Annotated in this window: 20 protein-coding genes; 9 read left to right on the forward strand and 11 right to left on the reverse strand. The window is 69.9% G+C overall.

Annotated elements, in window-relative coordinates:
• The first annotated feature begins 17 nt into the window (after window positions 1–17).
• Both Pph01_RS14370 and Pph01_RS14375 read left to right on the forward strand, forming a co-directional pair.
• Window positions 18–779, forward strand: a complete 762-nt coding sequence (locus Pph01_RS14370) for a class I SAM-dependent methyltransferase (RefSeq protein ID WP_204073581.1) — start codon at window positions 18–20, stop codon at window positions 777–779.
• 89 nt (window positions 780–868) lie between these two features.
• Window positions 869–1243: a hypothetical protein gene (locus Pph01_RS14375; RefSeq protein ID WP_204073582.1), complete on the forward strand. Its 375-nt coding sequence runs from the start codon at window positions 869–871 to the stop codon at window positions 1241–1243.
• Between the two features lie 21 nt (window positions 1244–1264).
• Here Pph01_RS14375 and Pph01_RS14380 read toward each other — a convergent pair whose 3' ends face one another.
• A complete protein-coding gene (locus Pph01_RS14380; RefSeq protein ID WP_204073583.1) occupies window positions 1265–2446 on the reverse strand; it encodes an FAD-dependent oxidoreductase in 1182 nt (393 codons plus the stop codon).
• Window positions 2447–2473: 27 nt separating this feature from the next.
• On the opposite strand from Pph01_RS14380, the gene Pph01_RS14385 reads away from it, so the two are divergent.
• Window positions 2474–3070 (forward strand): PadR family transcriptional regulator, encoded by a 597-nt coding sequence (locus tag Pph01_RS14385; RefSeq protein ID WP_239116692.1) that lies wholly within the window; start codon window positions 2474–2476, stop codon window positions 3068–3070.
• Between the two features lie 29 nt (window positions 3071–3099).
• On the opposite strand, the gene Pph01_RS14390 is transcribed toward Pph01_RS14385, so the two are convergent.
• From Pph01_RS14390 to Pph01_RS14420, 7 genes are all read right to left on the reverse strand, one after another.
• A complete protein-coding gene (locus Pph01_RS14390; protein ID WP_204073584.1) occupies window positions 3100–3849 on the reverse strand; it encodes an SDR family NAD(P)-dependent oxidoreductase in 750 nt (249 codons plus the stop codon).
• A 101-nt stretch (window positions 3850–3950) separates the two neighbouring features.
• Entirely contained in the window at window positions 3951–4430 is a 480-nt protein-coding gene (locus Pph01_RS14395) for an SRPBCC family protein (protein WP_204073585.1), read from the reverse strand.
• The gene (locus Pph01_RS14400; protein WP_204073586.1) at window positions 4423–4806 is read right to left on the reverse strand and encodes an ArsR/SmtB family transcription factor; all 384 of its coding nucleotides are present in this window, start codon (window positions 4804–4806) and stop codon (window positions 4423–4425) included. Before Pph01_RS14400 ends, Pph01_RS14395 begins: the two co-directional genes overlap by 8 nt.
• Before the next feature lie 392 nt (window positions 4807–5198).
• Window positions 5199–5615 (reverse strand): PIN domain-containing protein, encoded by a 417-nt coding sequence (locus Pph01_RS14405; RefSeq protein ID WP_204073587.1) that lies wholly within the window; start codon window positions 5613–5615, stop codon window positions 5199–5201.
• Window positions 5591–5902 carry a hypothetical protein gene (locus Pph01_RS14410; RefSeq protein WP_204073588.1) on the reverse strand — a complete coding sequence of 104 codons (312 nt, stop codon included), beginning with the start codon at window positions 5900–5902 and terminating at the stop codon, window positions 5591–5593. The genes Pph01_RS14405 and Pph01_RS14410 overlap by 25 nt, the downstream gene beginning before the upstream one ends.
• Window positions 5903–6076: 174 nt before the next feature.
• Window positions 6077–7558, reverse strand: coding sequence for an MFS transporter (locus tag Pph01_RS14415; protein ID WP_204073589.1), 1482 nt, complete (start codon window positions 7556–7558; stop codon window positions 6077–6079).
• A 124-nt stretch (window positions 7559–7682) separates the two neighbouring features.
• Entirely contained in the window at window positions 7683–9245 is a 1563-nt protein-coding gene (locus Pph01_RS14420) for an alpha/beta hydrolase family protein (protein ID WP_204073590.1), read from the reverse strand.
• Between the two features lie 78 nt (window positions 9246–9323).
• Here Pph01_RS14420 and Pph01_RS14425 point away from each other — a divergent pair, with 78 nt between their 5' ends.
• Window positions 9324–9887 carry an ArsR/SmtB family transcription factor gene (locus Pph01_RS14425; protein ID WP_204073591.1) on the forward strand — a complete coding sequence of 188 codons (564 nt, stop codon included), beginning with the start codon at window positions 9324–9326 and terminating at the stop codon, window positions 9885–9887.
• A gap of 129 nt (window positions 9888–10016) precedes the next feature.
• Window positions 10017–11774: an immunity 49 family protein gene (locus tag Pph01_RS14430; protein WP_204073592.1), complete on the forward strand. Its 1758-nt coding sequence runs from the start codon at window positions 10017–10019 to the stop codon at window positions 11772–11774.
• Between the two features lie 45 nt (window positions 11775–11819).
• Here Pph01_RS14430 and Pph01_RS14435 read toward each other — a convergent pair whose 3' ends face one another.
• The gene (locus Pph01_RS14435) at window positions 11820–12956 is read right to left on the reverse strand and encodes a TIGR03364 family FAD-dependent oxidoreductase (RefSeq protein WP_204073593.1); all 1137 of its coding nucleotides are present in this window, start codon (window positions 12954–12956) and stop codon (window positions 11820–11822) included.
• 153 nt (window positions 12957–13109) lie between these two features.
• On the opposite strand from Pph01_RS14435, the gene Pph01_RS14440 reads away from it, so the two are divergent.
• The gene (locus tag Pph01_RS14440; RefSeq protein ID WP_204073594.1) at window positions 13110–13892 is read left to right on the forward strand and encodes a GntR family transcriptional regulator; all 783 of its coding nucleotides are present in this window, start codon (window positions 13110–13112) and stop codon (window positions 13890–13892) included.
• 7 nt (window positions 13893–13899) lie between these two features.
• Window positions 13900–14574 carry a phosphonatase-like hydrolase gene (locus Pph01_RS14445; protein ID WP_204073595.1) on the forward strand — a complete coding sequence of 225 codons (675 nt, stop codon included), beginning with the start codon at window positions 13900–13902 and terminating at the stop codon, window positions 14572–14574.
• Window positions 14575–14591: 17 nt separating this feature from the next.
• Here Pph01_RS14445 and Pph01_RS14450 read toward each other — a convergent pair whose 3' ends face one another.
• Window positions 14592–15041 carry a MarR family winged helix-turn-helix transcriptional regulator gene (locus tag Pph01_RS14450; RefSeq protein ID WP_239116693.1) on the reverse strand — a complete coding sequence of 150 codons (450 nt, stop codon included), beginning with the start codon at window positions 15039–15041 and terminating at the stop codon, window positions 14592–14594.
• A 76-nt stretch (window positions 15042–15117) separates the two neighbouring features.
• On the opposite strand from Pph01_RS14450, the gene Pph01_RS14455 reads away from it, so the two are divergent.
• Window positions 15118–15750, forward strand: a complete 633-nt coding sequence (locus Pph01_RS14455; protein ID WP_204073596.1) for a maleylpyruvate isomerase family mycothiol-dependent enzyme — start codon at window positions 15118–15120, stop codon at window positions 15748–15750.
• Window positions 15751–15767: 17 nt separating this feature from the next.
• Here Pph01_RS14455 and Pph01_RS14460 read toward each other — a convergent pair whose 3' ends face one another.
• On the reverse strand, window positions 15768–16358 hold the full coding sequence (locus Pph01_RS14460; protein ID WP_204073597.1) for a TetR/AcrR family transcriptional regulator: 591 nt from the start codon (window positions 16356–16358) through the stop codon (window positions 15768–15770).
• Between the two features lie 160 nt (window positions 16359–16518).
• On the opposite strand from Pph01_RS14460, the gene Pph01_RS14465 reads away from it, so the two are divergent.
• Window positions 16519–17352 carry an SDR family NAD(P)-dependent oxidoreductase gene (locus Pph01_RS14465; protein ID WP_204073598.1) on the forward strand — a complete coding sequence of 278 codons (834 nt, stop codon included), beginning with the start codon at window positions 16519–16521 and terminating at the stop codon, window positions 17350–17352.
• Window positions 17353–17355: the final 3 nt, after the last annotated feature.

A 17355-nucleotide genomic window follows, 5' to 3' on the forward strand; every position in this document is an offset into this window, starting at 1 on the left:
ACTGTCAGCCTGGGAACGTGACGAATACATGGACATTTGACGAACTCGTGGCCGACGCCGAGTCCGTCCCGGTCGAGGGCTGGGACTTCTCCTGGCTGAACGGCCGTGCGACGGAGGAGCGCCCGTCATGGCGTTACTCGCGGCTCATCGCGGAGCGGATGCCCCATGCCTCGGCCGCGCTTGACATCCAGACAGGGGGCGGTGAGGTGCTCGCGGGCGTGCCGTGGCTCCCCGCCCTGACGGTGGCGACCGAATCGTGGCCGCCGAACATCGTGCGTGCCAGCCAGCGGCTGCGCCCGCGCGGCGTCGCCGTCATCGCCGACGACGACGAGCCCCGCCTTCCGTTCGCCGATGGCGTCTTCGACCTGGTGATCAGCCGACATCCGGTGGTCACCTGGTGGAACGAGATCGCCCGTGTGCTCCGGCCCGGCGGGGCCTACCTGTCGCAGCAGGTGGGCCCCCGCAGTGTCGTGGAGCTCACGGAGTTCTTCCTCGGGCCCCAGCCGCCGAACTCCCATCGCGATCCCGAATCGGCCAGGCAGGATGCCGAGGCGGCCGGCCTGGAGATCGTCGATCTCCGAATGGAGCGCCTGCGCACCGAGTTCCACGACGTGGGGGCGGTGATCTACTTCCTGCGAAAGGTCATCTGGATCGTCCCCGGCTTCACCGTCGACCGATACCGCGCGGAGCTGAAGGCTCTGCACGACCGCATCCAAGCTGAGGGGCCGTTCGTCGCCCATGCGACGCGGTTCCTCATCGAGGCCCGCAAACCCGCCTGACCCGATCCGGAGTCGTGGGCGGCCGCGAAGAGCCCGGCCGCCCAACGGTCCCATGGCTCTTGTCGTAGCCGGTCGGTAGCCTGCCCGGCATGAACAACGAGACCATGATCGAGACCTGGCGCCGACTGCTGGATCCCGCCAAGTCGTGGGTGCTGTTCACACATGGAACGTGCGTGATCCTCATGGAGCCCGCCGACGACCTGGCCCAGCAGGCGACCACCATCCTGCGCGAGTACGGCCCCGTCCACGTGGGCAGTCCGGCCGGCGACTTCAACGTCATCACACTTGACGACGTCCCCGGCTGGGCGGTGACCGGCCATCATCCCGACGTCCTCACCTATGTCGCACCCGACGAACTGGAGGAGCACGGGGACCTGCACGTCGGCCTGTTCGGCCGGGACAAGCGCGATCGCGACGGGCGTGAGCCCGCCGTAGTCCATGTGGAGGACAGGCGCCCAAGCTGACCGTTCCCCCTGAGGGTCGGCTCAGCGGACGGGCGCGGCCACCGGGGCGTCCCAGGAGATCCGGTAGTCGTGGATCCACGCCATCAGGTCCCTCTTCGCGATCTGCCGCATGACCATCGGCATGCCCAGGTCCCGGACGAAGGCGCCGAGGGCGCCTGGGGCCTTGCCGCTTCCGTTGCGCCTGCCCTGTTTCACGACGCGTTCCACCCTCCCTCGCCGCAGCCGTTCGTAGGCGGCGAAGGCGTCGTGGACGCCGGGGACGTCGCGCAGGCACGTGGCGAGCACGACCGCGTCCTCGATCGCCATGGACGCGCCCTGACCGGCCGAGGGCGAGGTCGCGTGCGCGGCGTCGCCCACGATCACCATCCGCTCGTTGAACCATCGCGGAACCGTCGGGAAGTCATAGGTGTTCCATCCCGGGATGATGTGGTCGGTCGCCCGGATGATGTCGGCCATCGGCCCCGCGTCGTCCTTGAAGAGCTCGAGCAACTCGGCCCGCCACCGCGCGGGTGTGATCGCCGCGAGCTCCTCCTGGGTCGGCTCCTTGGGGCTCGGCGGGTTGGCGAACCACCAGACCTCGCCGTCCGGGTGGATCAGGTAGCCGAAGAAGCACCTCTTCCCGAAGATGAAGTAGCTCGTACCGGTCTCGCCGGGAACGGTGACCCCGCGCGCGAACCCGCCCGTGTTGAGCAGGCCGACGTGTTGGGCGCGCGGCGCGCCCGGGTCGATGATCGTGCGGGTGCGGGAGCGCAGCCCGTCGGCTCCGATCAGCAGATCCCCTTCCGCGGACGTGCCGTCGGCGAAGTCCGCCCGCACCCGTCCGTCCGCGATCGAGGCGTCGACGAGGCGCCTGCCGTAGTGGACGCGCGCGCCTCGCCGTACGGCCTCGTCGCGCAGCACCTGGTAGAGGTCGGCGCGCTTCAGCGTCCGGCTCGGCTGGGTGAGCGTCCCCAGCGGCTTGCCCCGCCCGTTGCTCATGCGCATCAGCGACGAGTCCATGCCCAGGTCGCACACGAGATCGTGCAGGTCGAGGACGCGGAGGGCCTCGAGGCCGTTGACCGCGAGCGTGAGGAAGGCGCCCACGCCCTCCGAACCGCGTTCGTAGGCCTCGAAGACCTCGCTGTCGATTCCGGCGCGCTGCAGGGCCATGGCGGTGACCGGTCCGGCGATTCCTCCGCCGATGACAAGTGCTTTTTTAGTCATAAACTCACTATACATATTATGACTAAGATGCGGCAAGCCCCTATGCTGGAGGGCATGTCGACCCGGCGATCTCCCCTGGCCATGGCCCTGCTCTCCCTGGTCGGCGAGGCGCCGATGCACGCGTACCGGATGCAGCAACTGATCAAGGAGCGGCACAAGGACGACGTGGTCAACGTCGCGCAGCGCAACAGCGTGTACCAGACCATCGAACGGCTGCTGCGCGACGGGCTCATCGCGGTGCTGGAGACCTCACGCGAGGAGAACCGGCCGGAAAAGACCGTCTACGAGCTCACGGACGAGGGCCGGGAGACGTTGCGGCAGTGGATGCGGACGATGCTCTCCACGCCGTCCCGCGAGTTCCCCGAGTTCCCCGCCGCCCTGGCGTTCCTCCCCGTGCTCGAGCCGGAGGACGCCCGGGCGGCGCTGGAGACGCGAGTGGTCGCGATCGAGGCTCGGGTGGCCGCGCTGCGGACCGAGCTGACCGACGGGGCGAGGTTCCTGCCCCGCATCTTCCTCGTCGAGTCCGAATACCAGCTGGCCGTGCTCAAGGCCGAACTCGAGTACGTCCGGGGACTCGTGGAGAATCTCCGTACGGACGAGATCACCTGGGACTACCGCATGTAGCCCGTCGTCTCACCGGCGCGCGGGGGTCGCTAACCCGCGACGGAGCCGCACGTGATGTTGATGGCGGACGCCGTGACGGCCTTCGCGTGGTCGGAGGCGGCGAAGGCGGCCACGTTCCCGACGTCCTCGAGGGAGGCCGCACGCCCGAGCATCGTCTGCCCGACGATGCCGTCGGTGATCGCCTGGGCGCCGGGGAAGCCGTCGGGAAGCGTCTCGGGTATCCCGCCCGTCTGCAGGGTGACCACGCGGACGCCGTACGGCCCGAGCTCGCATGCCAGGCTCCGCCGCAGTGACTCCAGCGCGCCGAAAGCGACCTGCAGCCCGCCGACACGGGGCACCGGAGGGCCGTAACCCCCGAACATGAGGATGACACCCGACCGCTGCCTCATCATGTGGCGGGCCGCCGCCCTCGACGTCAGGAACATCGTCCTGACCGCGGTGACGACCGGCCGCTCGAAGTCCGCGAGCGACATCTCGGCGAGCGGAACGCCCTGAACGTCGCCGTGCGAGATCAGGTTGAAGGAGATGTCGAGACCGCCGGCCTCCGCGGCGACCGCGTCGGCGTGCTCGTCGACCGCGCTCTCGTCCAGTGCGTCGACGCACGCGGTCTCCGCCAGCCCGCCCGCGGCGCGGATGTCCTTCGCCACCGCCTCAAGGCTCTCCGGCGTGCGCCCGGCGAGATGCACCCGCGCCCCTTCACGGGCGAAGGTGCGAGCCACGCTCGCACCGATCGCGCCGCCCGCTCCGTAGATGACCGCGTTCTTCCCCTCGAGCAACACGTCGGGTCTCCTTGTCTGCGCGGCCGTCCCGCGCGGCGGGGGTGGATCTCCGTACAGGGAAGGCGGGCCGCCTCCCCTGTACGGAACATCTCATCGTCGCCTCAGTCGTTCTGCAGCCTCTTCAGCAGCTCCGCCAGCCGCTCGTCGCTGTCGCGGACGCCTCTCTCCATGCCGGAGGCGACCATGCCGTCCCGGTCCTCGACCGACTGGAAGCTGGACAGCGTGCGCACCAGCGTCCTCCCGTCCTGCTCCTCGAGGGTGAGCCTCTCCAGGGCGACGTGGCCGGGGACACCCTCGAACTCGAAGGTCTGCACAGTGGCGTCCGGCGTCGGGGTCCCGTGGAAGACCCCGTGGAAGCCGTACTCGTTGCCGTCGGCGTCCGTGCTGATGTAGCGCCACTTCCCGCCGTCGCGCACATCGAACTCCTCGATCTTCATGGCCAGGTCGCGCGGGCCGAGCCACTGGACGAGCAGCTCCGGCTCGGTGTACGCACGGAAGACCAGGTCGCGGGGGGCGTCGAACTCCCGCTCGATGATGATCTGCGCGGTGCCGGGCTCAGCGGTGATCTTCGTCTCAACCATGTCCGTTTCCCTTCTCGGTGACCGCCTCAGTGCGGTCGGGGTCGTCCTGCCGCTTGCTTTGCAACGCCGCCAGCAGCTCGTCGAGCCGCTCGTGGCTCTCGTCCCAGAACCGCTGGTAACGAGCCAGCCAGGTGGTCACCTCGCGGAGCGGCTCGGCCTCGAGATGGCTGAGCCGAGCGGTCGCGCGGCGGGTCCGTGAGATGAGTCCCGCGGTCTCCAGCACCTTGAGATGCCGTGAGATCGCGGGCTGTGTGACGTCGAACGGCTCGGCGAGCTCGGCGACGGTCGCGTCGCCGGTCGTCAGTCGCGTCAGGATCGCGCGGCGGATGGGGTCCGCGAGCGCCTGGAACACCAGACTGAGCGGGTCGGTCGCCATTCATAACCACCTTGTTTTAAAACGAGTACGTTAAATATGCGGTCGGCGCCTCTCCCCTGTCAAGGCCTGCCAGGGAAATGACCTGGCGCGGTCGCCTGGCAGGACTCACGGGGGAACGCCCCCGCCGGGCTGCGTTGGTGGGCCGCAGACGATCGTTTCTGCTCGTCAGCGCCTCGCCGTTCTCGATGGACACGACGATGCCCGCGGCCGCTGACACCGCGCCGATCACGCGCTGATAGGAGGTCCCGTCGGCTGTCAGACCGGATCAGCGACGACCGTCAGGGCGCCAAGCCGCCCGAATTCGACGAAGATGCCACGTTCGCGGTCGGCCGCTGTGCGACGCCTCGCACCACCACGTCCGGGACCGGATGGAGATGAGAACACGCCGGCCGTCAGACCCCGACGAGGCGGACCGCTTTCCCGCAGAGTTTCCTCATGTCGTCCTCATCGGACGTCAGCACGATCACCGGCCGGACGGAGTGGAGAGCCGTGGCCGCCACGATCGCGTCGATGGCGTACTTGTGGCCGTGAAGACCACTGGCGCGGAGCAGCTCGAGCGCACGGAGAGAGACCTCTTCGGTCACCGGCTCGACCCGAAGCCTGGGCAGGTGCCATCGCAGGCGATCACTCTTCACTCGAGCGTCGAATGCCTCGATGGGTGTCACAGCGCTGACTACGACCCGGAAATCATTGCTTTGAGCCTCACGCATGATCGCCGTTACTCGTTGGTCGGCCGCACACCACCGGGAAAGGCCTTCGGAGTCGAGGACGATGGTGCCCGCACTCAGCTTGCTTCGTGCGCGTGCCATCCGCCGTCTCCCTGCAACTCGGGTGCGGACTTCACCTGGCGGAACAACTCCGCCGCCTCATCACGGAAGACCTGCGGGACCGGACCGTTGTCCGCCTCGTTGGCCTGAAGCGCCTCCTCCAGCAGATCCCGCTCGATCTGACGCTCCACAGCGGCGTCCACGTAGGCGGAGAATCCGCGAGCTCCGACGCGCTCCTTGATGGCACGAATGTTGCCGGCCCGCAGAGAGACGCTGACCTTGGCCGCCGGGCCTTCCCCCGGAGCGAACTCTTCTTCAGGCTCACCCATGCGGCGAGTTTACTACTTGAAGTAGCAATAGGGCCATCGCGCTTCGCCGAGTCGCGACACGCAGCGCCTGACCACATTCGAGATCCTCATCCGCGGAGTCACGGCGCGAAAGCCGCGGCCGACCCCTCCGGGTCCGGGCGGCCTCCTGGACCGCCCGGCCGTCATCCCCGTCGATCAGGCGATCGTCGCCGGTGCCGCCGTGTCCCGCCCCGCGGCCTCGGGCGTCTCGGCCGCCGGCTTCCTGAGCACCACAGCGGTGAGCACGACCGCGGCGGCCAGCAGTACACCTCCGACGACGAACGCCAGGTGGTAGCCGCCGGTCAGCGCAGACGCCGCGCGTACGCCTTCGGCCGCCAGGTCCCGCGTGCGGGACGCTGCCAGGGTGGACAGGGCGGCCACACCGAGCGCGGCGCCGATCTGCTGGGTGGTGTTGAACAGGCCGGAGGTCACCCCCGCGTCCTCGGACCTGGCATCCGACATGCCGAGCCCGGTCAGCGCGGGCAACACCAGACCGCCGCCACCGGTCAGCATCATCACCGGCAACAGGTCCGCGGCGTACGCGCCGTCGACCGGCAGGCGCAGAAGTAGCAGGCGCGCCGCCAGCAGCAGCACCAAACCGGCCAGCAGGATCGCCCGCTCGCCGAAACGCGCGATCAGACGGGCCGACGAGGTGAGCGAGACCGTCCCGATGGTCAACGCCGCCGGAAGCATCGCGAGACCGGTCGCGGTCGCACCGTACTCGAGCACGCTCTGCATGTAGAGGGCGATGTGGATCTGGAAGCTGAACATGGCGGCCAGCACCAGCATCTGGATCACATTGGCTCCCCAGACGTTGCGGGAGCGGAACACGCGGAGCGGCAGCAGAGGGCGCGCCGCCATGGCCTGACGGGCGACGAAACCCGCGAGCAGGACGAGTGCGACGGCGGCCAGTCCGAGGGTGCGCCCCGACGCCCAGCCGTACTGCTCGGCCTGGACGATGGCGTAGACGCCGAGCATCGAACCACCGGTGACCAGGGCGGCGCCGAGCGTGTCCGCCCCGTCGCGGAGCCCGAGCCCTCGCTCGTTCTCCAGGAGAGGTACGGCCAGCGAGGCGGCGGCGATGCCGATCGGCAGGTTGATGAGGAACACCCAGTGCCAGCCGAGGGCGTCGGTGAGCACGCCGCCCAGGACCTGGCCGATCGAGGCGCCGACGGCTCCGGTGAAGGCGAACGCGCCGATCGCCGAGGCTCTCTCCCGGGGGTCGGTGAACAGCGTGACGATCATGCCGAGGCTGACCGCCGAGAACATCGCGCCACCGACTCCCTGCAGGAACCGGGTGACGATCAGCATCTCGGCGCTGACCGCCAGCCCGCACAGCAGCGAGGCGACGGTGAAGACGGCGAGGCCCGCCAGAAGCACCCGCTTGCGGCCGATCAGGTCGCCGAGCCGTCCGGACAGGAGCAGCAGGCCGCCGAAGGGGATCAGGTACGCGTTGACGGTCCAGGTCAGGGCGGACGGGGAGAACCTCAGGTCCTGCTGGATGGCCGGCAGCGCCACGGTGACGATGCTGCCGTCCAGGACGACCATGAGCATCCCGGCACAGAGCGCGATGAGGGCGAGCCTGCGGGACCAGGCGGACCGGGAAGACCCGGGCGGGGAGGCGAAGGCAGAGGACATGTCGGCTGCTCCTGTTCGAATCGACGACAGGAAGGACCGTAGCAGATAGATCTGTAATAGACGATCCTCTACAGACCTAATCTGCTGACGGCGTCCGGCTCTCCCCGCACCGGCTCGACGGATCTCAGGGAAGGATCAGGCCCCAATAGAGGGCCCAGGGGATGAACGCCAGCCCGCCGGCGAGCAGGAGGCCGAGCCGTACCCGCTCTCCCCGCGGGACGGAGCCGCGCGCACGCCACCATGCGAGCGCGGTGCGGACGGCAGCCGCCACCGACACCACCGCCAGCACCTGCAGCACGAGCCAGATGACCGGACGCCCCGCCAGGACGGGCCCGGTGACGGCCAGCTTGCCGCCGGTCATCACCAGAAAGACGAGGTAGGCGAGCGATCCGAGCACCACCGCGGTGCCGCCGGCACTGACGAGCCGGGCCGCCCTCGTCACCGGCCCCCGCGATCCGCCGCGGATCCGCCGCACCAGCGCGACCAGCGGGTAGGCGGTGAACGCGACCACGAAGAGGATCAGTGCGGCGAGCTGGACCGGCGCCGACTCCCACCAAGCCGGAGGGCTCACGGGAACGGTGAAGGAGTCCTGTACGGGCGAGGGCCCCGCCGTCCCCGTCGCGGGAGGCCTGCCGCTCGTGACGGCGTCCACCCAGGAGCCGACCAGGTCGGCGTAGCCGGGAGCGAGTTCAGGCAGGCGGGTGACGCCGCCGTCCGGGGTCCGATGGGCGGCGTGATCGGCGTCGGGGAAGAAGCGGAACGTGTAGTTCTCGTTGCCTCCTCTTTCGAGCGCCCTGGCGAAGATGGGCGGGCTCTCCACAGCTGGCGTCAGCAGGTCGTGAGTACCCCAGATGGCGAGGACGGGCTGGCTCACCGCGGCGATCGTCGGCTCGGGGTCGTAGTAGGGCTCGGGGAACATGCCGCCGTCGGCGATCACCCGGTAGAGGTTGAGCTCCGTCCGGTCGACGAGCGAGCCCGACACCCCGGCCTTGCGCAGCCCCGCCGCCACGGCCCAGGTCTGTTGCCGCAGCGGAGGCAGGCCGTTGGCCCCCACGAGGACGACGAAGGCGACGTCCGTCGACCGCGCCGCCGCGATCGGCGCCACCCAGCCGCCTTCACTGAGCCCCCATATGCCGACCTTCGCCGGGTCGACGCCCGGCTGGGAGCGCAGCGCGGCCACCGCCCCGAGCGCGTCGTCGGCGAGCCGCGAGTACGACCGCCGGAAGAGCGAATAGCCCACGGACCGCTTGTCGTAGATCAGTACGGACATGCCCCGGCGGGCGAACTCGACGGCCTCGCCCATCAGCTTCGTCCTGGGCGTGCCCGTTCCGGCGCCGTGGATCAGGACGACGCCGGGCCGTCCGGGCTTCGCGTCGTCAGGCGAGAGGACCGAGCCGTGAAAGGTGAGACCTCCCCCTCCGGAGAAGGTCACCTCCACCGACCGCAGGTCAGGCGGCACGGCCGGGGCGGGTTCCGCCGCATCGACGACTGCGGCCGCGGGACTCACGGGAGCGGCGACGGGACGCGCAGTGTCCCCAGCGGCGGGAACGCCGGCGTGACTCCCCGCGGCGGGGGCGGCGGCGCGACTCGCAGGGGCGTCGACTGCGGCATGACTCGCGGTGGCGGGGGCGGCGGCCAGGCCCAGCGCCAGGGCGGCCGCGGTGAGGACGTGTCGTATCCGGTTCATATGCCGAATCTATTCTGCAGAGAAATCTCGGCATAGGTTTATCTGCAGATATCGTTCTGCAGGACTAGGGTGTTCGTCATGAAGGATGACGAGCCGTTCATGCTCGACGACCCGGCGCGACTCAAGGCGCTGGCGCACCCCATGCGGCGGCTCATGTTGCGCCACCTCAGCGTGCACGGCCCCGCGACGTCGACGACGCTCGGCGACCTGCTCGGCGCCAAGACGGGCACGACGAGCTATCACCTGCGGCAACTCGAGAAGTCCGGATTCATCGAGGAGATCCCGGAGCGCTCCCGCGGACGGGAACGCTGGTGGCGCAGGACCGAGGCCCCCAGGGACATGCGACTCCCCACCCCCGACCAGCTCGCCCCCGAGGACCGTCCCGTGCTCGCCGAGTTCCACCGGATCGGCATGGAGGAGGATCTCCGGCTGTTCGACCGTCTTCCCGAGCTCTACGAACGCGATCCTCGCTGGGTCAAGGCGTCCCGAGGTCTCGGCCGGATGACCCTGGCGGAGTTCGAGGAGTTCTTCGAGGCCTACATGGCCCTGCTGATGAAGTACAGCCGGCGGGCCGGAGAGGCGGCTCCGGACGCCCGCCCTCTGCACGTCCGCCTCTTCGCCTTCCCGGCCGACGAGGGCTGAGCCCTCAGCGCGCGGACCCGACGCCAGGAACGAGAAGGGCGCTAACGTAGGCACTTCTCATCCCCCGGCACACCATCCGCATCCGGAATTCGCGGCCGGGGAGACGGCGCCTACATGGGGAGCGGGTCAGTGCGGATAGAGCGGCACCGGGTGAGCGAGGCCGCGGTCTCGGCGGCCCGCGAGGACTTCACCAACCGGATCGGTTCGCAGGTCCGCTCGATGTCGAAGGCCGGCCCGATGACCGGCTACGAGTGGCAGCTGATCTCGGAGGCGTTCCTGAATTATCTGGGCGCGCTTTCGGTGGAGACGCCCGACCTCGACACCGCCGAGGCCAAGGCGGTCCTCGAGAACGCCGCCGAGGCCGCCGCGGGTGCCGTGCAGTACGCCGCGTACCACTCCCACGACCGCTTCTCGGTCTTCCTCGACTACGTGAACTTCGGGGTCACCTACGAGCCCGAGTCCGAGGGCAAACGGGAATCCGTCAGCGCGCACGAGTGGATCGACGCCTTCTGCCTGGCCGTCCTGTGCGGCAAGACCGACTTGCACGGGGAGGCGTTCCACTTCGCCCGCAAGACGCCACAGGAGGGCGGAGCAGGGCGTCCCGCCGTCGAGCTCATCAACGGCCTCATGGCGTACGTCATCGGGGACACGGGAGACACCGCGGAACACCCGCCGCCCAGTGGGCAGAAGCTTGCGGCGCTCGACGCCGCACTCGCCCGGATCCGCGCCCTGGACGACGAGATCGGCGAAGGCCTCCTCGACCACCCGCAGAGCACCGCGCTCCACGCCCTGCGCGCCATGACCACCGGCGACCTGGAGGCCTTTCGCACCGATCTGGAGACGCTGCTGATCCGGCACAGCGCCCTCGCCGGCTCGGCCGCCACCCCCGAGTCCCTGCTTCCGCTCCTCCCGCTCGCCTTGACCGCTCTCGCCTACCGCCGTGAGGGCTGGCAGCCGCCGATCGACACCGGCTATCTGCCGCGCGCGTTGGTGACCGGGTTCGAGACCACGGGGCCACGGGTCCAGGGGTACGGCCGCGACCGGCGTCCGGGAGCGGTCGCCGAACTGGCCGCCGGGCCAGTGGTGTTCGAGCGGCCCGAGCATCCCCAGCACCTGCATCCGGAGAGCGAGGCCCTGTTCGAGCAGTACACCAGGGAGGCCTTCACGCCGCCGGAAGGAAGGTCGCTGGACGCGTGGAGACTGAAGAGCGCGCTGAACCACCAGGATCTCCTCTTCAAGGCCCGCGCCTCGCTGTCCGCCGACGTCACCGACCTGCAGATGGAGAACCTGCGCCTCGCCTCCCAGTTGGGTGCCGCGCTCTTCCGCATCACCCGCGCCGAACCCGGCACCGACGTCGAGGTGACGATCGACGGCCGCACGCTCACCTACCCCGCGTACAACGGGAGTGACGTCGGGCCCGGCCACTGGCACACGGCCACGAACCTCGCCCTGATCACGGGTGTTCGCGAGGACCTCGCCCCGCTCGTGCTCGCCGGCTCCGGCGCCCTCCGGGAGGACGGCTCCGCCTTCGCCTCATATCGCCGGGCCCTCCACGACTACCTGCGTGGCGCCGAGCCCGAGCCCGCGACGGATCAGGCGCTGGCCGACAGCGAAAAGGCGAAGAACTGGGGGTTCTTCCCCCCGCCCGCCGTCCTGTTCTCCCAGCTGGTCGAGGGCGACGAGGAGAGCTTCAACCTGGCCCTTCTCGACGCCCTCACCGCTCATCGCGACCACTACGCGGTCGCCGACCGCGCGGACGACTCCGATGCCGCGATCAACCTCGACATCCTGGCCTTGACCTGCCATGCCCGGCGCCGGGGCTGGACCATCCGGGTCGTCTCCCCCTACCTGCCCGCCCGGCTCCTGCAGGCAGCCGTACCTCGCTGACCGCGGCGTTCACGCGGCCGGCAGGCGCGGCGCCCTCTCGCGGGATCAGCCGAGCAACCCGCCGAGGACGTCCTGCGCGAGTCCGAGGGCGGTGGTCATGCCGACGCCGGAGGTGACGGAGACGACCCGGACGCCGGGAGCGGGCGCCTCGATGAGGAAGTCACGGTCAGGCGACGAGGCGTAGACCCCCTGCCACCGCTCGCGGACGGTCAGCGGCCCGCAACCGAGCAGGGACGCGATCTGCTCCAGGATGGCCTCGTCGAGGGACTCCATGCTGAAGGGGTCGACCGTGCGGCCGTAGGTGTGCGTGTCCCCGATGGTCAGGTCGCCGTCCGGGCGCTGGGTGAACATGAGGTTCAGCCCGGCGGCCACCAGATCGGGGTGGTCGGCGGCGAGACGCGTCCGGACCGCCGACAACGACGGGCACTCCTCGAACCCCCCGTATCGCAGCAGGGAGAAACCACTGAGGACGGCCGGGTCGATGACCCGATCGCCGGGAGCCGCCACCCGCAACATCTGCAGGGCGCACCGGACGACACCGGCCTGGTCGGCGAGGCCGGGGAAGTGGCGGTCCACGTCGTGCCCGACGGCCACGACGATGTGATCCGCGGCGACGTCACCGCGGCTGGTGCGGATGAGACCCGGCTCGATCGCCAGGGCGGTCGTGGCCCACCGGAAGCGGACGCCCTGGGTGCCCAGCCAGGCCGCGATCATGTGGACGGCCTCGCGGGGATCGACCCGGACGTCCAGCGGGAGCCAGGCGCCCCCGATGACGTCCGCGCCGATGGGCAGCCGGGCTTCGACGTCGGCCCGGTCGAGCATCTCCACCTGGTCGCCGCGGGACTCGCGGAGCTCCTCAAGCACGGCCAGCTCGTCCTCGGCGCGGGCCACCACGACCGTTCCGCTCTCGCGCAGCCAGAAGCCCGCTTCCTTCGCCAGCCTGATCCAGGCCGAACGGGCGGCCATGGCGTACTCGAGCGTCCGGCCTCCCTGCGCGGTGAAGCACCCGTGCCCGAAGTTGCGCACCGACGCTCCGACGGCCCGATCGTCGCGCTCGACCACCACCACGGAGCAACCTCTGCGGACGGCCTCGACGGCGTGTGCGAGACCGACGATCCCGGCTCCGACGATGACCACGTCGGCACGGTCGGTGGAGCCGGTGAGCATGGGAGCACTTGTCATGACAAGTAGCCTCGCTCAGGATCGAACGTTCGTCAACAGGCCGCCCGCAATCGTCGAAGGATGTTCCCTCGGGATTCATTTCACCTGATCACAAAGGATGGGCTCCCTCTCCTGCCACTTGTGCCGACCTGGACCGTCTGTATAGTCAAGTCCGTGGACGAGCCTCTCTATCAGCGCATCGCCGACGATCTGCGCCGCCGCATCGCCCGTGGCGACCTGCCCGTCGGAGCCGCGCTGCCGTCCGAGTCGCAGCTGTGCGAGCAGTGGGCGGCCTCGCGCGGGCCGGTGCGCCAGGCGCTCAGCGCGCTGCGCGCCGAGGGGCTCATCGGCGGCGGCCGAGGCCGTCCGCCGGTCGTGCGGACGAGCCGGGTCCCGCAGCCGTTCGAGACCCTGCTGTCCTTCTCCCGCTGGGCCCACAGCCTGGGCCGCACACCCGGCCAGCGCACTCTGGAGATCGCGCGCAGGCCCGCACGCCAGGAGGTGGCCGACGCGCTGGCGATCGACGAGGGCGATCCCGTCGTCGACCTGGTACGGCTACGCCTGCTGGACGGGCGGCCCACCATGATCGAGCGGACGACCTTCGTGGAATCCGTGGGCCGCCTGCTTTTCGACGTCGCCTTCGATCCGGACTCCAGCTCGATCTACGCGTACCTGGCGGAACGAGGGGTCGACCTCAGCGTCGCCCGGCACGTGTTCGACGCGGTCGCCGCCGACCCGACGGACGCCTCCCTCCTGGAGGTCCCCGAGGGCGCGCCGCTCCTGCGGGAACGGCGGCGTGCCGGCAGCGCGTCCGGCGAGCCGTACGAGTACTCCGACGACCGCTACCGGCCGGACGTCGTCACCTTCACGATCGAGAACGCCGAACAGGCGCATCCCTCGGTCGCGCGCGCCTGGCGGCCGACCCCCGCCGACAACAACCAGACACACCCCAAGTGAGGAACTCATGCCCATCGAACTGATGGTCCTGGACATGGCCGGCACGACGATCGAGGAATACGGCGCCGTCTACGAAGCGCTGGCCGAAGCCGTCATCGCGGCGGGAGGCGAGCCCTCCGAGGCGGACATCCAGCGCTGGATGGGCGCGGGCAAGCGCGAGGCGATCCAGCATCTGCTCGAGGAGCACTTCGGCCGCGAAGTCGAGCCGGAGACGGTCGACGCCGCGTTCGCCGACTTCCGTGCCCGGCTCGACAAGTCCTACCGCGACCGGCCGCCGGTGCCGCTGCCCGGCGTCCCCGAGGCGCTCAGCCGCATCCGCGCGGCCGGGACCAAGGTGGCGCTGACGACCGGGTTCGACCGCGAGGTGACCGAGTCCCTGCTGCACACCCTCGGCTGGGAACACGACGTGGTCGACGCCGTGGTGTGCGTGGACGACGTCCCGGCCGGCCGTCCCGCCCCTTACATGATCTTCCGTGCGATGGAGGCCACCGGCGTTCACGACGTCGCGCGGGTTCTCGTCGCGGGGGACACCATCCGCGACCTGCAGGCCGGGACCAACGCGGGCGCCGGCTACGTCGTCGGCGTGCTCACGGGGAAGCTGGACGCCACCGGCCTGGGCGCCGAGCGGCACACCCACCTGCTGCCCGGCGTGGCCGACCTGCCCGGCCTGCTGTCGTCCTGAAACGAATGGCCGGCCCGTCATCCGTAGGGGTCGGTGACCTCACGGAGGCGGGTGAGCGCGCGGCGTAGGTGGTCGGCGTCCCGTTTGCCGAGGTGCCGTGTCCACTCGGCTTCGACTTCGGACTCGACCACCCGCGCGATGGCGACGCACGCCTCGCCGCGCGCGGCGATCCGCACCAGGCGGGCCCGGGCGTCGACGGGGTCGGGCACCCGTTCCACGTATCCGGCCCGTTCGAGCTGGTCCACCAGGAAGGTGGCCGTCTGCTTGCTGATCCTGGCCTGCTCGGCCAGGTCGGTCACCCGCGTGCCGTTCGGGCCGACCCGCTGGAACACCCGGCTCTGCGCCAGGGTGATGTCGTCGTACCCGGCCTCGGCCAGGGCGTCCATGACCCTGGCCTCCATGGCGCGGTAGGGGAAGAAGCAGAGCAGGCCGAGGTTGGGCCCGCGTACAGGCGAGTCCTCGCTCACCCGGCCTCCTTGACAATAGACAGATTATCGAACCAATATGGTTCCATCATCGTACCAGTTTGAACTGGGAGCCGGGATGAACCGCGACGAGGTGTGGCAGACGATCGACCACGAGCGGGCAAGCCTCGCGGACCTCCTCGACGACCTGTCCGAGCAGGAATGGGCGACCACGTCCCTGTGCGCCGGCTGGCGGGTGCGCGACGTCGCGGCCCACCTGGCACTCGCCCAGACGGGTGCGCTCGAGGCGGCATATTGGCTGCTGCTTGCTCGCGGGAACTTCAACCGCATGATCCACGACAGTGCCGTACGGCAGGCGGGAACACCTGTCGGACACCATGCCGACCGGCTGCGCGGCATGGTCGGCTCGCGCAAGAAGGCCCCCGGCATCACCCACCTCGAACCGCTCATCGACGTCCTCGTCCACGGACAGGACATCGCGGTCCCGCTCGGACGGGATCGGCCCATGCCGGTGCGGGCCGGGGCGGCGGCCGCAACCCGCGTCTGGACGATGGGACGCCCCTTCCAGGCCCGGCGGAAGCTGGCCGGGTTCGAGTTCGCGGCGACCGACTGCTCCTGGTCCGCAGGACAGGGCCATCGCGTCGAAGGTCCCATGTCCGCGATCCTGCTGTCGTTGACCGGCCGCAAGGCCGCCCTGCCGCAACTGTCCGGCCCAGGAATCGCCGAACTGCGGGATCGCTGGTCCTCCTGAGCCCTCCGGCCGGAGGGTCAGCGCGTCTGGTCTGGTGGGACCAGGGCGTCGATCAGCGAGGCGGCCGTGGCCCTGAGGCGCTGAGCGTCCTGGTAGACGCGCTCCATGACGACGATCCCCCGGGTCATGGTGATCAGGACCCGGGCCGCCTCCGCCGGGGGGATGGCGAGGCGGGGGCGGGCCTCGTCAGTGGACAGCCGCTGCTCCAGCAACCGCTCCATGTCGTCGAGCAGACCACGAATCGCGGCACGGATGCGTTCACCGTCGGCCTTCGTGTCGATCGCCGTCTTCGTGGTCAGACATCCGCGGGTGGGTACCCCCGTCGTCATGGACGTGATCGTGAAGTCGAAGAAGTCGCGGAGGGCCTGGTCGACCCTCGGATGGGCGAGCGCCTCGGCGGTCTCGGCCAGGAACACGTCGGCGTAGTCCGCGTAGACACGCAGGAACAACGCCTCCTTGTCGCCGTAGGCGTTGTAGAGCGACCCGCGCAGAACGCCTGAGGCGGTCGCGAGGTCCTGCATCGAGGTAGCGCCGTAACCCTTGTTCCAGAAGACGTCGCGGGCGCTCTCCAGAGCCCGCCTCTCATCGAACTGACGTTGCCCGACCATGCGGCGACCCTAATCATCTTTGACATGACTGTCAAACTATGCAAGCCTGTCAAACATGACAAGGGTGTCAAAGATGACGACACCCCCGGCGGCCACGTCCAGCGATCCCGCGCCAACCAGCGGTCTTCGCGCTCTGTCTCGATCTCGAAAGGTCCCTTCGATGAGCGACTCTCACCTCGATCTGCAAGCTCGCCGCACCCTCATCACAGGTGCGGGCAGCGGAATCGGCCGCGCCCTGGCCCTGGAACTGGCCTCCCGCCAGGGTGTGCTCGCCTTGGCGGGCAGGCGGCCCGGACCCCTGGCCGAGACCGCGGCGCTGGTCGCCCAGCGTGGCGGCACCGCGCACACGATCACCGCCGACCTCGCCGCCGACGGGGAGCCCGAACGCCTGATCGCGGAGACCGTCGCCGTGCTCGGCGGACTCGACATCCTTGTCAACAACGCGGGAAACGTGCGGGCGGGGGCGCTCGAGGACATCGACGCGGCCGACATCCACGCCATGATCAAGCTCAACCTCGTCGCGCCCATACTCGCGGCCAAGGCGGCGCTGCCGCACCTGCGCGCAGCAGGAGCCCGGCACGGAAACGCCGCCCTGGTCGGCATCGCCTCGGCCTCCGCTCTGGTCGGCCTCCCCTACTACGCCCCCTACGCGGCGACCAAGGCCGGGCTCACCCGATTCGACGAAGCCCTGCGCCGCGAACTGATCGGAGAGGGCGTCCACGTGGCCACGGTCTACCCCGGCCCGGTGGACACACCGATGATGGCCTCGTCCCAGGCCGGCCCGGACCTGGGGTACGGACTCCGTCCCGCCGGCGAGGTGGCCGCCGAGATCATGGCCGGCCTGGAGGCCCGCCACGTCGACATCGACACCCAGCTGCCTGACCGCCGCGCGTTGCGGGAACTCAACACACGGGACCCGCTCGCTGTCGACGCCGCCCTCGCACCGACGCTCGCCCAACGCCGGGCCGCCGTCAGCACCCATCGCAGCATCTGACTT

Source organism: Planotetraspora phitsanulokensis, assembly GCF_016863295.1.
GTDB classification, from domain to species: domain Bacteria; phylum Actinomycetota; class Actinomycetes; order Streptosporangiales; family Streptosporangiaceae; genus Planotetraspora; species Planotetraspora phitsanulokensis.

Bases quoted from the DNA above. Each gene is read 5' to 3' on its own strand.
- Pph01_RS14375 (WP_204073582.1), top strand. From the start codon at position 869: ATGAACAACGAGACCATGATCGAGACCTGGCGCCGACTGCTGGATCCC.
- Pph01_RS14380 (WP_204073583.1), bottom strand. From the start codon at position 2,446: ATGACTAAAAAAGCACTTGTCATCGGCGGAGGAATCGCCGGACCGGTC.
- Pph01_RS14385 (WP_239116692.1), top strand. From the start codon at position 2,474: ATGCGGCAAGCCCCTATGCTGGAGGGCATGTCGACCCGGCGATCTCCC.
- Pph01_RS14395 (WP_204073585.1), bottom strand. From the start codon at position 4,430: ATGGTTGAGACGAAGATCACCGCTGAGCCCGGCACCGCGCAGATCATC.
- Pph01_RS14400 (WP_204073586.1), bottom strand. From the start codon at position 4,806: ATGGCGACCGACCCGCTCAGTCTGGTGTTCCAGGCGCTCGCGGACCCC.
- Pph01_RS14405 (WP_204073587.1), bottom strand. From the start codon at position 5,615: ATGGCACGCGCACGAAGCAAGCTGAGTGCGGGCACCATCGTCCTCGAC.
- Pph01_RS14410 (WP_204073588.1), bottom strand. From the start codon at position 5,902: ATGGGTGAGCCTGAAGAAGAGTTCGCTCCGGGGGAAGGCCCGGCGGCC.
- Pph01_RS14415 (WP_204073589.1), bottom strand. From the start codon at position 7,558: ATGTCCTCTGCCTTCGCCTCCCCGCCCGGGTCTTCCCGGTCCGCCTGG.
- Pph01_RS14420 (WP_204073590.1), bottom strand. From the start codon at position 9,245: ATGAACCGGATACGACACGTCCTCACCGCGGCCGCCCTGGCGCTGGGC.
- Pph01_RS14425 (WP_204073591.1), top strand. From the start codon at position 9,324: ATGAAGGATGACGAGCCGTTCATGCTCGACGACCCGGCGCGACTCAAG.
- Pph01_RS14435 (WP_204073593.1), bottom strand. From the start codon at position 12,956: ATGACAAGTGCTCCCATGCTCACCGGCTCCACCGACCGTGCCGACGTG.
- Pph01_RS14445 (WP_204073595.1), top strand. From the start codon at position 13,900: ATGCCCATCGAACTGATGGTCCTGGACATGGCCGGCACGACGATCGAG.
- Pph01_RS14455 (WP_204073596.1), top strand. From the start codon at position 15,118: ATGAACCGCGACGAGGTGTGGCAGACGATCGACCACGAGCGGGCAAGC.
- Pph01_RS14460 (WP_204073597.1), bottom strand. From the start codon at position 16,358: ATGGTCGGGCAACGTCAGTTCGATGAGAGGCGGGCTCTGGAGAGCGCC.
- Pph01_RS14465 (WP_204073598.1), top strand. From the start codon at position 16,519: ATGAGCGACTCTCACCTCGATCTGCAAGCTCGCCGCACCCTCATCACA.